Origin of the sequence: Sphingomonas sp. NFR15, assembly GCF_900103265.1 — a bacterium.
Lineage (GTDB): Bacteria > Pseudomonadota > Alphaproteobacteria > Sphingomonadales > Sphingomonadaceae > Sphingomonas > Sphingomonas pollutisoli.
Window position 1 is genome coordinate 734,996 of record NZ_FMWX01000001.1, and the last position, 13,414, is coordinate 748,409.

Sequence of the window (13,414 nt, forward strand, 5' to 3'; positions counted from 1 at the left end):
GTCTGGACGCATGAACCGTATCAAGTCGCTGCTGGCGCTCGGCGCCGCCGGGTTGGCCGTGGCGGCGGCCGCCGCGCCGCCGGCGTGGATCGGCGCCTATGGCAACGCGCCGATCGGTTACGAACCGGCGATCCGCGACGCGCTCGGCGGGCCGCTGCGCGATCAGACGGTGCGGCAGGTCGTGCGCGTGGGGGCGGCGAGCGACCGTTTGCGGATCCGCCTCACCAACGAACTCGGCGCCACCCCGCTGCGCATCGGCGCGGCGACCTTCGCGCGGCTCGACGCCTCGGGCACGGCGATCCCCGCCTCGATCCGCCCGCTGACCTTCAACGGCGCGCCGGGTACGGTCATTCCCGCCGGCGCGCCCGTGCTCGCCGATGCGCTCGCCGCGCCGGTCACGCCCGGCACCGATTACGCGGTCTCCATCTACTTCCCCGAGACCAGCACACCGCCCGCGCACGCGCAGATGGCGGATGTCGCGCCGGGCGATCAGACCGCCCGCGCCACGCTGAGCGGCAGCGTTCGCAAGCGCGTTCCCGCGATCGTGTCGCGCATCGACGTGGCGGCGCGCCGCGACGCGCGCGTCCTACTGGCATTCGGCGATTCGATCACCGAAGGCGCCGCCTCGACACCGGGCGCCTACCAGAGCTGGCCCGACCAGCTTGCCCGGCTGCTCGCCACCGACCGGCGGGGGCGGTGCTGGTCGGTGGTCAACGCCGGGGTCAGCGGCAACCGCCTGCTGCACGACGGGCGCGGCCCCAACGCGGTGGCCCGCTTCGACCGCGATGTACTCGCGGTGCCGGGCGTCCGCACGCTGGTGCTGCTCGAAGGCATCAACGATATCGGCGCGAGCGCGCAAGCCGAACATCGCGATCAGGCGGTCGGCGCCGAGGCCATCATCCAGGCCTATCGCGAGATCGTCGCGCGGGCGCGGGCGCACCATATCCGCGTGATCGGCGGCACGCTGCTTCCGTTCAAGGGCGCGGTCTATTTCACCGCCGAGGGCGAGGCGAAGCGCCAAGCGGTCAACGCCTGGATTCGAAGCCCGGGCGCGTTCGACGCGGTGATCGACTTCGACGCGGCGATGCGCGATCCCGCGCACCCCGCGCACATGGCGCCAGCCGCCGACTCCACCGACAATCTGCATCCCCGCGACGCCGGCTATGCCATCATGGCGAAGGCGGCCGCCGCCGCGCTGGCGCGGGATCCCTGCCCCGGCGCATGACGCTCGCGCCGCCGCGCAACGAAAGCATATTCGGTTAACAAACGGTGCATGCGGCCAAGTGCCGCCGCCCCTTTCCATAGTCGTGTCGCCACCGTTCGCAGCCGGTCGATGGTCACGAACCGGGCCGGCAACACCACGCCTGTGTCCGATGCTTGAAAAGATGGGCCGCTGATCTCGAGATGTGCGGCGCCGCGTCGCGCACATGGCATTAGACTTTGGTCTAATCGGCTATATTCCTGTTCTTACGCCAATAAAACCATGCCAATTCTCCAAACCTCTCAAGTCTATCCCTTGATTCGCATCAACGGGAACGACGGCTGAGACAAATTGCCAACCAGAGTGGGGGGAACCATTCAGGGAGGTGTTTGACGTGATCGATCCTCATACCCCAAATCAGATGTCGGACCCCTATCGGGCCGACGAGACCGGGTCGAAGTCTTGCCCGGCAACTTTCGCATCCAGACGCGCGCTACGCGCCGGCATATCGATCGTCGCGCTCGCTGGAGCGGGGTTCGCGGCGACCTCGCAAGCTCAGGCGCAGGCCGCGCCGCCGCCCAATCTCGTCAGCGCGTGCTCGGGCGTCAGCCTGCCCCGCTCGGTGGTGACGGGCATTCTGACCCCGGTGGTGAACGGCATCGTCACGCCCGTGCAGAACACCGTCAACCCGATCCTCGGCGTGGTCGGCGCGGTCATTCCGCTCGTGCCGCCGCTCGGCATCGACGCCGCCGGATTGCTCGCCGACGCCGCCGCCGGACAGCCGATTTCCCTACAGGCGGTCAACCTCAACGGCACCGTGGTCGGCCCGGACGATCGCTGCGACACGCAGGCGGATTCGTTCACGCTCGCCAACCCACGGGGCATCTCGATCGGCGGCAATCGCATCACCGGCCTCGGCGCGAACGGCCTCGAGGCATCGGCGGGCGAACTCAATTCGGTCGCGTTCGGCAATCTCGCGACGACCGACGCCACCGCCGACCGCGCGATCGCGATCGGCCCGAACGCCGCGGTGCTCGCGGGCGCGGGCGGCTCGGTCGCGCTCGGCTCGGGGGCCACCGTCACCGCCGCGAACAGCGTCGCGCTCGGCGCGGGCAGCACGGCGACGCGCGGGGCTCTGGCCGGCTATACCGCGGTCGGCCTCTCCGGCTTGCAGAATTCGGCCGGCGAAGTCTCGATCGGCGCCCCCGGCGCGCCGCGTCAGTTGACCAACGTCGCCGCCGGCACCGCGCCCACCGACGCCGCCAACACCGGGCAGGTCGCGGGTGTCGCCGCCGCCGTCGATGCGCTCGCCGGCGCTGCCGTGCAGTATGACACGACGACGCGCGACCGCGTCACGCTCGCCGGCGCGGGCGGCACCACGATCGCCAACCTCGCGCCCGGCGCGCTCACCGACACCTCGACCGACGCGGTCAACGGCAGTCAGCTTTACGCCACCAACCAGAATGTCGCGAACAACACGACGCTCGTCACGAACCTCACCAACAACATCAACAACGGCGCGGTCGGCCCGGTGCGCTATTCGAACGCCGGCACGCCGACCGTCCCCAACGGCGGGGTGCCCACCAATGACGTGACGCTCGCCGGCGCGGCCGCCGGCCCGGTCGGTCTGCACAACGTCGCCGACGGCACGATCGCCGCCGGATCGACCGACGCGGTCAACGGCGGGCAGGTCTCCACGTTGCAGGATCAGCTCGCCGCGCTCGACGCCGATGCGGTGCGATATGATACCGCCACACGCGACCGCATCACGCTGGGCGGCGCCGGCGGCACGACCATCGCGAACCTCCGCCCGGGCCTGCTCACCGACACCTCGACCGAGGCGGTCAACGGCAGCCAGCTCTACGCGACCAATCAGAACGTCGCGAACAACACGACGCTCATCACCAATCTCACCACCAACGTGAACAATGGCGGCGTCGGCCCGGTGCGCTATTCGAACGCGGGCACCCCGACCGTCCCCAACGGCGGCGTGCCGACCAACGACGTGACGCTGACCGGCGCCGCCGCCGGCCCGGTCGGGCTCCACAACGTCGCCGCCGGCAGCATCGCTGCCGGATCGACCGACGCGGTCAACGGCGGCCAGGTCGCCGCCCTGCAAGACCAGATCACCGCGGTCGGCGCCAATGCCGTGCAATATGACACTGCCGCGCGCGACCGCGTCACGTTCGGCGGCGCGAACGGCACCACCCTCACCAACGTCGCGGCGGGTGAAATCAGCGCCACCTCGACCGACGCGGTCAACGGCGCGCAATTGAACGCGACCAACGTCAATGTCGCCAACAACACCACCGCGATCAACAATCTCACGGGCGTGGTGAACACCATCTCGAACAGCGTCACCAACCTCGGCGATCAGGTCGCCAACGGCGCGATCGGGCCGGTGCAATATTCGAACCCCGACACGCCGACCACGCCGAACGGCGGCGTGCGCACCAACGATCTCACCTTGGTCGGCGCGGCGCCCGGCGCGGTGGCGCTGCACAATGTCGGCGACGGCGCGATCGCGGCGGGATCGACCGATGCGGTCAACGGCGGCCAGATCTACGGCCTCACCACCACGGTCGCCAATGCCGTCACCTATACCACCGATGCGCAGGGCAACCGCACCAACACGGTCGCGCTGGTGGGCGGCAACGCCGCCGCGCCGGTGACGGTGTCGAACGTGGCGGCGGGCGCGGTCGCCGCCACCTCGAACGACGCGGTCAACGGCAGCCAGCTCTATGCCACCAACCAGAACGTCGCCGCGGTGACGACCACCGCCAACACCGCGCTGACGCTCGGCCAGAACTCGGTGCAATATGACGAGACCCGCACGAGCGTGACGCTCAACGCGGGCGGCGCGGCGACGGCGATCCACAATGTCGCCGCCGGCACCAGCCCGACCGACGCGGTCAACGTCGCGCAGTTGAACAACGGCATCAACACCGCGATCAACGCCGCCAACCAATATACCGACGCGCGGATCTCGTCGCTCAACTTCGATCTGCGCAACACCCGGCGCGATGCGGCGGCGGGCACGGCCGGCGCACTGGCGGCGGCGGGGCTGCCGCAAGCCTATGAGGCCGGCAAGGGCATGATCGCGGTGTCGATGGGCGTTTATCAAAGCGAGACCGCGGTCGCGGTCGGCTTCTCCAAGGCGTTCGGCGATGGGCATACCGTGGTGAAGATGGGCGGCACCTGGGACTCGCGCAGCCGCGCGGGCGCCAGCACCGGCATCGGCTATCAGTTCTGATGCGAAGCCCGGCCCGCCGCACCCGGCGGGCCGGAGCACCACCGTCGATCCACCCAATATCGACACGAAAGCGGGGCCGATCGGCCCCGCTTTTTCGCGCGCGTTGAACGGCTATCGCGCGCGTTCGGCTTCGAGCAGGCCCACCACACCCGTGCTCGCCACCGGCGGGCTGAACAGATAGCCCTGCGCGAAATCGCAGCCGTCGTTCAGAAGCGCGTCGCGCCGCTCGTTCGTCTCGACCCCCTCGGCCACCGTCTTGATGCCGAGGCCCTTGCCGAGCCCGATGATCGCCCGAACGATCGTCCAGTCGCAGGCGGTTGGCGCCTGCACGAACGACCGGTCGATCTTGAGGACATCGACCGGGAACTGCCGGAGATGCGCCAGCGACGCATAACCGGTTCCGAAATCGTCGAGCGCGATGGTGATACCCGCGTCGTGCAGCGTCGAAATGGTACGCCGCACATGCGCGTCGCTATTGTCGAAAAACACGCCCTCGGTGATCTCGAGCTCGATGCAGGTCGCCGGCACGTCGAAGGCGGCGAGCCGCGCGATCAGCTTGGCGGCGAAATCGGCACCGCGAAATTCCATCGCCGACGCGTTGATCGCGATGCGACCGGTGTCCAAACCGCGCTCGCGCCAGCCGCGAATGTCGGCGAACACCTTCTCCTGCATCCGCTCGCCCAGCGCGATCGCCAGTTCCGGGTCGTCGAACGCGACCGCGATCGTCGCGGGCAGTTGCACGCCGCGTCCGGGATGGCTCCAGCGCAACAGGGCTTCGAACCCCGCGATCCGCCCGGTACCCAGTTCGATCTTCGGCTGGTAGTACGGCAGGATCAGATCGCGATCGAGCGCATCGCGGGCGATCGACAGCATGGAGAGCCGCTGCTGCATTTGCAGGCGCAGTTCCCCGCGAAAATAGCACAGCGTCCCTCCGCCCTCGGCCTTGGCGTCGTATAGCGCGAGATCGGCGTTCTTGCGCAGCGTGTCGCCATCGGCGCCATCGGCGGGGTAGAAGGCGACGCCGATGCTGCTGCGGCAATGATAGGTAATCGCCCCATAGCGGAACGGCGTGTCGAGCGCGGCGACCGCGCGGTCGATCGCGGCGGCGAGCCGCGCCGAATCGGGCCGCGCGAGGAACAGGGCGAATTCGTCGCCGCCGAGCCGGCCGACCATCGCCGGTTCCTCCGCCGCGCCGCTCAGGCGCACGGCGACATCCTTGAGCAACGCGTCACCCGTGTCGTGGCCGAACCGATCGTTGACCTGTTTGAAATTGTCGAGATCGAACAGCATCAGCGCCACCACCGAACCGGCCTCGGCGGCGCGCTCGACCGCGCGTTCCAGACCGGTGAGGAACGCGGCGCGCGCCCAGATGCCGGTCAGGCTATCGTGATCGGCCGCCCAGCGGACCGCGTCGGCGGCCAGCTTGCGGTCGTGGATGTCCTCGATCGTGCCGTACCAGCGCAGGATCTTGCCCGATGCGTCTTTCAGCGGCGCCGCGCGCGAGCGATGCCAGCGATAGCTGCCGTCGCGCATCCGCATGCGCACCTCGTTGTCGATCGGGTGACCCAGCGATGCGTTGCGGCGCCACATCGTCGCGACGCTCTGCCGGTCATCGGGATGCACCGCCGCGAAGAAGCCCTGACCGCGCACTTCGCCCATGCTCAGCCCGGTCCGCGCCAGCCCGGCCTCGTCGATGTCGAGGATGTCGCCGTTCGGCCAGGCGGTCCAGACGACGAGCGGGCTGAGCGCGATCGTGTACTGGTACCGCTGCTCCAATTCGCGCGAGGTCTGCTCCAGCCAGAGCGCGCGGTCGTGGTCGGCGTCGCCCGGCTGGTTCACGCGGGATTCCGAACGTTCGAGGAGCCCCTCGCCGAGCCCCTCCCGCTTCCAGTCATCGTGCGCCTCCAGTCGCTCCATCCTCTAACCCCGGCCGGCTAAGCGCCTCATTCTATTCTGTTTTCACCGTATCGGGGGAACATTAACAATTGATGGCGGATCAGGAAGATGCGCCACATCATCGGGAAAGGAAACCCATTCAGATCAAAGATCGAAAACGTCGAAATCGTGCGCGTCATGGCGCTCGCGCAACTGCGTCTCGCCCATGATGCGGTTCACGATCCGCCCGCGTTTCACCGGCGGGCGTGCGCCGATCAGATCGGTCCAGCGCGCGAGATTGGGATAGTCCGCCACGGAAAGGAACGTCTGCGCGCCATAGGCGCCGGTCAGGATGCCGCCGTACCACGGCCACACCGCGATGTCGGCGATCGTGTAGGTGTCGCCGGCGAGATAGGTGCGATCGGCGAGATGCGTGTCGAGCACATGCAACTGGCGCTTGGTTTCCATCGCATAGCGGTCGATCGCATATTGGATCTTGAACGGCGCATAGGCGTAGAAGTGGCCGAAGCCGCCGCCGACGAACGGCGCCGATCCCATCTGCCACATCAGCCAGTTGAACGTCTCGGCCCGCGCGCGCGGCTCGGTCGGCAGGAACGCGCCGAATTTCTCGGCGAGATAGACGAGGATCGAGCCGCTCTCGAACAGCCGCAGCGGCGGATCGAGCGTGTGATCCGCCAGCGCCGGGATCTTGGAATTGGGATTGATCGTGACGAACCCGCTGCCGAACTGGTCGCCCTTGCCGATCTCGATCAGCCAGGCGTCATATTCGGCGTCGGCATGGCCCGCCGCGAGCAACTCTTCGAGCAGGATCGTGACCTTCTGGCCATTGGGCGTGCCCAGCGAATAGAGCTGGAGCGGATGCTCACCCACCGGCAACTCGCGTTCGTGCGTCGCGCCGGAAATCGGGCGATTGATGTTGGCGAACTGCCCGCCATTAGTCTGGTCCCAGGTCCAGACCTCGGGAGGAACATAGCCCGCGGGTTGGTTGTTCGCGCTCTCGTCGGTGTCGGCCACTTGCGTTCTCCACGGTCAAACCAGGTCGTTTCTCCCGTATCACAGCGCGCGGCGTGATCCATCGCGTCATTCTCATAGTTGCGATGCGGCGCCGAAACCCTATGATTGACACCGGTAACCAAAGCCGGAGTTCATCCGGCCCGACCAGGAGAGACTTGGATGCAAGACGCCGCCCTCACCCGCCGCGATCTGCTCGCGGGAACCGCCGCGCTCGGCGTCACCGCAGCCATCGCGCCGCGCGCGGCGCAAGCGGCGCCGGCGTCCGCCGCGATCGACGCCGCGATGCTCGGCGCGGCCCGGTACATGGTCGAAAAGGTCAGCCATCAGGGCGGTTACGTCTGGCAGGTGCTGCTCGATCGCTCGCGCGAATGGGGCGAGATGCAGGCATATCCGACGAGCGTGTGGATTCAGAACCCCGGCACGCCGCTGATGGGCCAGGTCTTCCTCGATGCCTATCACGCCACCGGCGACGCCTATTTCTACCAGGCGGCGGCCAAGGCGGCCGACGTGCTGATCCGCGGCCAGCACGAAAGCGGCGGCTGGAACTATCACTTCGATCTCGCCGGCGAACGATCGATCCGCCGCTGGTACGACACGATTGGCAAGAACGGCTGGCGGCTGGAGGAATTCCAGCATTATTACGGCAACGCGACCTACGACGACAGTTGCACCGCCGATTGCGCCAAGTTCATGCTGCGCATGTATCTGGAAAAGCGCGAGCCGCGCTATCGCGCCGCGCTCGACAAGGTGCTGGGCTTCGTGCTGGCGAGCCAATATCCGGTCGGCGGCTGGCCGCAGCGCTTTCCGCTGCGGGACGAGTTCCACGATCACGGCCTGCCCGATTACACGTCGTTCATCACCTTCAACGACGATGTCGCGGCGGAGAACATCGTCTTCCTGCTGATGGTCTGGCAGACGCTCGGTGACGCGCGCGTGCTCGATCCGATCGCACGGGCGATGGACTGCTTCGTGCGCGCGCAGCAACCGCAGCCGCAACCCGGCTGGGGCCTCCAACACAGCGTCGCCGATCTCAAGCCGGCGAGCGCGCGCACCTACGAACCCGAGGCGCTCGTCTCGCACACCACCGCGACGAACGTCGCGTTGATGATGGATTTCTATGAACTGACCGGCGAGCGGAAGTTCCTCGATCGTCTGCCCGAGGCGCTCGACTGGCTCGATTCGATCCGCCTGCCCGCCACGATTGACCCGCAGCGCCGCTATCCGACCTTCATCAAGGTCGGCGCCAACACGCCGATGTACATCCACCGGCGCGGTTCGGATGTCGTCAACGGCGAATATTATCATGACGGCGATCCGCACAACACGATCGCGCATTACAGCTCGTTCCGCTCGCCCGATGTCGCCGCTCTGCGCGCGCGCCTTTCCGCGCTGTCCGCGCGCCCGGTCGCCGAGGTCACCGCCGGCTCCGCGCTGAAGGGGGGCCGCCGGCCGCTGCCGCGCTATTTCACGCTGGGCGATATCGCGATCGGCGATCTCAAGACCACCGCCACCCACACCATTGCGCCGAGCGCACCGGGCGAGGCCGCCGCGATCCTGGCCGCGCTCGATGCCGAGCATCGCTGGGTCACGCCGCTGCATACCACCAGCCACGCCTATACCCGCGACGGCTATGCGACGCCGGTGCCGGGAGACTTTTCGCACACCTATGTCGGCGACGATACCGACACCTCGCCCTTCCCCGATCCGCGCCCTGTGCCCGGAATCAGCACCGCCGTCTTCGCAAAGAACATGGGCGTGCTGATCCGTGCGCGGGCCACGGCCTGATCGCGCTTAGAACAGCGTCGTCAGCAGGTAGAAGAGCGCGCCGACCGCCGCCGAGGCGGGAATGGTGATGACCCATGCGATCATGACGTTGCCCGCGATCCCCCAGCGCACCGCCGAGGCGCGCCGCGCCGTTCCCGCGCCGATCACCGCGCCGGTGATGGTGTGCGTGGTCGATACCGGGATGCCGAGCCACGAGGCGCTGAACAGGATGATCGAACCGCTCAGCGACGCGCTGAACCCCTGATGCTGCGACAATTTGGTGATCCGCGACCCCATCGTCTCGATGATCTTCCAGCCGCCGCTCAGCGTCCCCAGCGCGATCGCGATATAGCAGCTCACCGCCACCCAATGCGGCACCGCGAAGCGGCCGTGCAGATAGCCGGTCGAATACAACAGCACGGTGATGATCCCCATCGTCTTCTGCGCGTCGTTGAGCCCGTGCGAGAGTGAATAGGCGCCCGAGGAGATCAGGTGCAGGATGCGGAAGCTGCGCTCCGCGCCGGTCGCGCTCGCGCGCCGGAACAGCCAGCTCGTGACCAGCATCACCAGCATCGCGAGGATCATGCCGAGCGTCGGCGACAGCACGATCGCGATGAGCGTCTTGTTGAGGCCGATCCACTGCACCCCGCCGACGCCGGCATGGGCGACGCCGGCGCCGATCATGCCGCCGACCAGCGCGTGGCTGCTCGATGAGGGGATGCCCTTGATCCACGTCACCACGTTCCAGAACATCGCCCCGACCAGCGCGCCGAACACCACGCCCGGCGTGATCAGATCCTTCTCGATCAACCCCTGCCCGATCGTGTCGGCAACCTTGTGCAGGGCCGGGAAGGTGATCGTCAGGAAATAGGCGGCGCCGTTGAAGGCCGCCGCGAACAGCACCGCATGCACCGGCTTGAGCAAACGCGTCGCGACTACGGTGGCGATCGCATTGGCGGCATCGTGCAGCCCGTTGAGGAAATCGAACGCCAGCGCGACCAGAACCAGTCCGACGAGCAGCGGAAACGCGAGCTCGTACATCAGGCGTGGTCGATGACCAGGCCGTCGATCTCGATCGCGACATGCTCGAACGCGTCGATGATCCGTTCGAGATGCTTATAGACCTCGCGCTGAACCGAGAAACGCAGCGCGTCGATCGGCCCCAGTTCCTTGAACGCGCGCTTCAGCCCGGCGGTATGGATGTCGTCGCCGTGGCTCTCCATCCGCACCAGCCGCTCGGTCAGTTCGTGGAGCCGCACCCCGTTGCGCGCGACGTCGCGCAGCAGCGGCATCGCCTCCGCCGTCAGCCGCGCGGCATCGACGATGATCGCGGCCATATCCTTCATTTCCGGCTCGAACATGGTCATGTCGTACAGGTCGATCGCCTGCGCCGCCGCCTGCATCTCGTCGATCGCATCGTCGAGCGAGCCGATCAGGCTGGTGATCGCCCCCCGATCGAACGGCGTGAGGAAGGTTTCGCGAACGGTGGTCAGCACCTGGCGGATGATCTCGTCGGCGTCATGCTCGCGTTCGATCACCTCACGGATGTGGTCGCGGTCGCCGTCCTGCAGCAGCCGCGACAGCGCGTTCGCGCCGGCGACGACGGTCATGGCATGGGCTTCGAACAGATCGAAGAAATTGCCCGTCTTCGGAAGCAATCTTTGGAACCACGCAAACATGCCACTCACCTTCGATCGCGCGGCGACGGCATGGAGGATGCCGGTGCGCTGCGCTGCCGCCTTGAATTCCGCTTGGCCGAAAGATCGGATCAGGTCACGCAAATCCGGTTCATCGACCATGTCGGCCGCTTCGGCGAGGCTGACCCAGCGCCGCTCGCGTTGCCCCTGTTCCTTCCAGGCGGAAAGTTCGCTGCTCACCGCGAGCGGAAACACATCGACGTCGATCAGCAGCGACGCGCCGCTACGGCGCCTCTTGCGATAGCGGTACGAACCGAGCGGTTCGGGGCAGATCAGCCCGCGCACGCCCGCCTCCTCCTCGGCCTCCATCGCGGCGGCGACATGCGCGCTCATCCCCGCCGGCTGGTTGCCCTTGGGAATCACCCAGCGCCGCGTCTCGCGCGACGTGACCAGCAGGATGCGGACGGGCGCGTCGATCGCATGTCCTTCGGAACGGTACGGCAGGGCGGCGATCTGACGGATGAGCATGCTCCGATCGGGTGCGGGGCGAGACAGTTACAGAATTATGGCAGCGCTTCCAACCGTTTCCACCGCGTGCCGGACAGGCATTGGTGAATCGATGCAACCAACTGCGAGATCGGGCTTTGACACGATCGACCGACCAAAGGAGTGGATCGAACATGAGCACACTCCACGACCGCGCGCGACGCGCCGGCTTGCAGATCGATTGGGAAGACGCGCAGGGCCATGCGCAGCGAGTCTCCGATGCCTCGCTGACCGCGATTCTCGCCGCCCTCGGCGACCCCGCCCCTGACGATAGGGACGATTGCGGCTTCGTCATCGCTGATGCCGGACGAGCGATCACCCTGCCCCGCGCCTGCGCCGCGCCGGGGCCAGCCGAGTTGATCCTGGAAAACGGCGAGCGCCGTCGCGTCATGCTGACCCTCAACGGCGACCGGCTGGAAATCCCCGCGATCGCGACGCCCGGCTATCACCGCCTCGACGTCGGTAGCCGCGAGGTTCAACTCGCGGTCGCACCCGCGCGCTGTTTCTCGGTCGCGGATGCGGTGGGGGCACGGCGCATCTGGGGGCCGTCGGTGCAGATCGCCGCCCTGCGCGACCGTGCGGACAGCGCGTTCGGCGATTTCGGCACGCTCGCCAGCGCCGCCCGCGCCTTCGCCGCGCGTGGCGCGGATGCGCTCGCGATCAGCCCGGTCCACGCGCTGTTCCCCGCCGACAGCAGCCGCTTCAGCCCCTATGCGCCATCGAGCCGGCTGTTCCTCAACGTGCTGTATGCCGATCCCGCGCTGGCCGGCGCGGCCGCCATCGCCCCGGCGGGCGGCGATCTGATCGACTGGCAGCATGCCATCCCGGAGCGGCTGCGTGCGCTGCGCGCCGCCTATGACGGGCGCTCCGACGCTGTTCGCGCCGAGGTCGCCGCCTATGCGCTGAACGGGGGCGAAGATCTCGAACGCCACGCGCGTTTCGATGCGCTGCACGCGCATTTCTTCGCTCTGAGCGGCGCGCGCGGCTGGCAGGACTGGCCGAGCGCGTATCACGATCCCGCCAGCCCGGCGGTGGATCGCTTCGCCGCCGAGCACGCTGACGAGATCGGCTTCTATCTGTTCCTGCAATGGCTCGCCGCGCGCAGCCTGCAAGCCGCGCAACGCGCCGCCACCGGTGCCGGGATGGCGATCGGGCTGATCGCCGATCTCGCGGTCGGCATGGATGCGGGCGGTAGCCACGCGTGGAGCCGCCCCGGCGATCTGCTCACCGGCCTGTCGATCGGCGCGCCGCCTGATCCGCTCGGTCCCGACGGGCAAAGCTGGGGGATCACCGCGTTCGCGCCGGATGCGCTGCGGCGCACCGGGTTCGCGCCCTACATCGCGACGCTGCGCGCCGCGATCGGCCATGCCGGCGGCATCCGCATCGACCATGCGCTCGGGCTGCGGCGGCTGTGGGTGGTGCCCGAGGGTGCCTCACCGACAGAGGGCGCGTATCTGACCATGCCGATGACCGACATGCTCCGCCTGCTCGCGCTCGAATCGCAGCGCGCGCAGGCGATCGTGATCGGCGAGGATCTCGGCACCGTGCCCGAGGGGTTCCGTCCCGCGATGGACGCAGCCGGGATGCTCGGCATGCGCGTGCTGTGGTTCGAACGCGACGCGGCGGGCGGCTTCCTGCCTCCCGCCGGCTACGCGCGCGACGCCGCCGCGATGACCGGCACGCACGATCTCGCCACCGTCGCGGGCTGGTGGCGCGGGCGCGACATCGACTGGACCTGGAGCTTGGGGCGCAGCTCCCCCTTCCCGGACGAAGCTGCCGACCGCATCGCGCGCGCTGCCGACCGCACGCGGCTGTGGGACGCGTTCACCGCCGCCGGTGCGGTTGACGGACCCGAACCGCCCGTCGAGGCGGAGGCGCCGGCGGTCGACGCCGCGCTCGCCTTCATCGGCGCCACCCCGTCGGCGCTGGCGATCGTGCCGCTCGAGGACGTGATCGGTGCGGTCGAACAGCCCAACCTCCCCGGCACGATCGACGAGCACCCGAACTGGCGCCGCCGCATGCCCGACGCCACCGACGCGCTGCTCGCCCGCGTCGAGGTGACCGCGCGGGTCGCCGCGCTCGACGCGACCCGGCGCGGCTGAC

The 13,414-nt window shown here is 68.3% G+C and carries 8 protein-coding genes; 4 read left to right on the forward strand and 4 right to left on the reverse strand.

The features are described from left to right. Positions 1–10: 10 nt before the first annotated feature. Both BLS81_RS03475 and BLS81_RS03480 read left to right on the forward strand, forming a co-directional pair. Positions 11–1,225, forward strand: coding sequence for an SGNH/GDSL hydrolase family protein (locus BLS81_RS03475; RefSeq protein ID WP_093220739.1), 1,215 nt, complete (start codon positions 11–13; stop codon positions 1,223–1,225). Between the two features lie 370 nt (positions 1,226–1,595). Beyond that, positions 1,596–4,454 (forward strand): YadA family autotransporter adhesin, encoded by a 2,859-nt coding sequence (locus tag BLS81_RS03480; protein ID WP_143023291.1) that lies wholly within the window; start codon positions 1,596–1,598, stop codon positions 4,452–4,454. A gap of 111 nt (positions 4,455–4,565) precedes the next feature. Here the strand turns inward: BLS81_RS03480 and BLS81_RS03485 are convergent, their stop codons facing one another. Both BLS81_RS03485 and yghU read right to left on the reverse strand, forming a co-directional pair. Further along, complete coding sequence (locus BLS81_RS03485; protein ID WP_093220744.1) at positions 4,566–6,371, reverse strand: putative bifunctional diguanylate cyclase/phosphodiesterase; 1,806 nt, start codon at positions 6,369–6,371, stop codon at positions 4,566–4,568. Positions 6,372–6,494: 123 nt separating this feature from the next. Next, positions 6,495–7,364 (reverse strand): glutathione-dependent disulfide-bond oxidoreductase, encoded by an 870-nt coding sequence (gene yghU / locus BLS81_RS03490; protein WP_093220747.1) that lies wholly within the window; start codon positions 7,362–7,364, stop codon positions 6,495–6,497. Between the two features lie 159 nt (positions 7,365–7,523). Between yghU and BLS81_RS03495 the strand changes: the two genes are divergently transcribed. Further along, positions 7,524–9,149 (forward strand): pectate lyase, encoded by a 1,626-nt coding sequence (locus tag BLS81_RS03495; RefSeq protein WP_093220750.1) that lies wholly within the window; start codon positions 7,524–7,526, stop codon positions 9,147–9,149. 6 nt (positions 9,150–9,155) lie between these two features. On the opposite strand, the gene BLS81_RS03500 is transcribed toward BLS81_RS03495, so the two are convergent. After that, entirely contained in the window at positions 9,156–10,169 is a 1,014-nt protein-coding gene (locus tag BLS81_RS03500; protein ID WP_093220752.1) for an inorganic phosphate transporter, read from the reverse strand. Continuing rightward, entirely contained in the window at positions 10,169–11,287 is a 1,119-nt protein-coding gene (locus BLS81_RS03505; protein WP_256326077.1) for a DUF47 family protein, read from the reverse strand. The genes BLS81_RS03500 and BLS81_RS03505 overlap by 1 nt, the downstream gene beginning before the upstream one ends. 158 nt (positions 11,288–11,445) lie before the next feature. On the opposite strand from BLS81_RS03505, the gene malQ reads away from it, so the two are divergent. Then, a complete protein-coding gene (gene malQ / locus BLS81_RS03510; RefSeq protein WP_093220757.1) occupies positions 11,446–13,413 on the forward strand; it encodes a 4-alpha-glucanotransferase in 1,968 nt (655 codons plus the stop codon). Position 13,414: the final 1 nt, after the last annotated feature.

Coding starts and splice junctions, on each gene's coding strand:
- BLS81_RS03495 (WP_093220750.1), top strand. CDS start 7,524: ATGCAAGACGCCGCCCTCACCCGCCGCGATCTGCTCGCGGGAACCGCC.
- BLS81_RS03485 (WP_093220744.1), bottom strand. CDS start 6,371: ATGGAGCGACTGGAGGCGCACGATGACTGGAAGCGGGAGGGGCTCGGC.
- malQ (WP_093220757.1), top strand. CDS start 11,446: ATGAGCACACTCCACGACCGCGCGCGACGCGCCGGCTTGCAGATCGAT.
- BLS81_RS03475 (WP_093220739.1), top strand. CDS start 11: ATGAACCGTATCAAGTCGCTGCTGGCGCTCGGCGCCGCCGGGTTGGCC.
- BLS81_RS03500 (WP_093220752.1), bottom strand. CDS start 10,169: ATGTACGAGCTCGCGTTTCCGCTGCTCGTCGGACTGGTTCTGGTCGCG.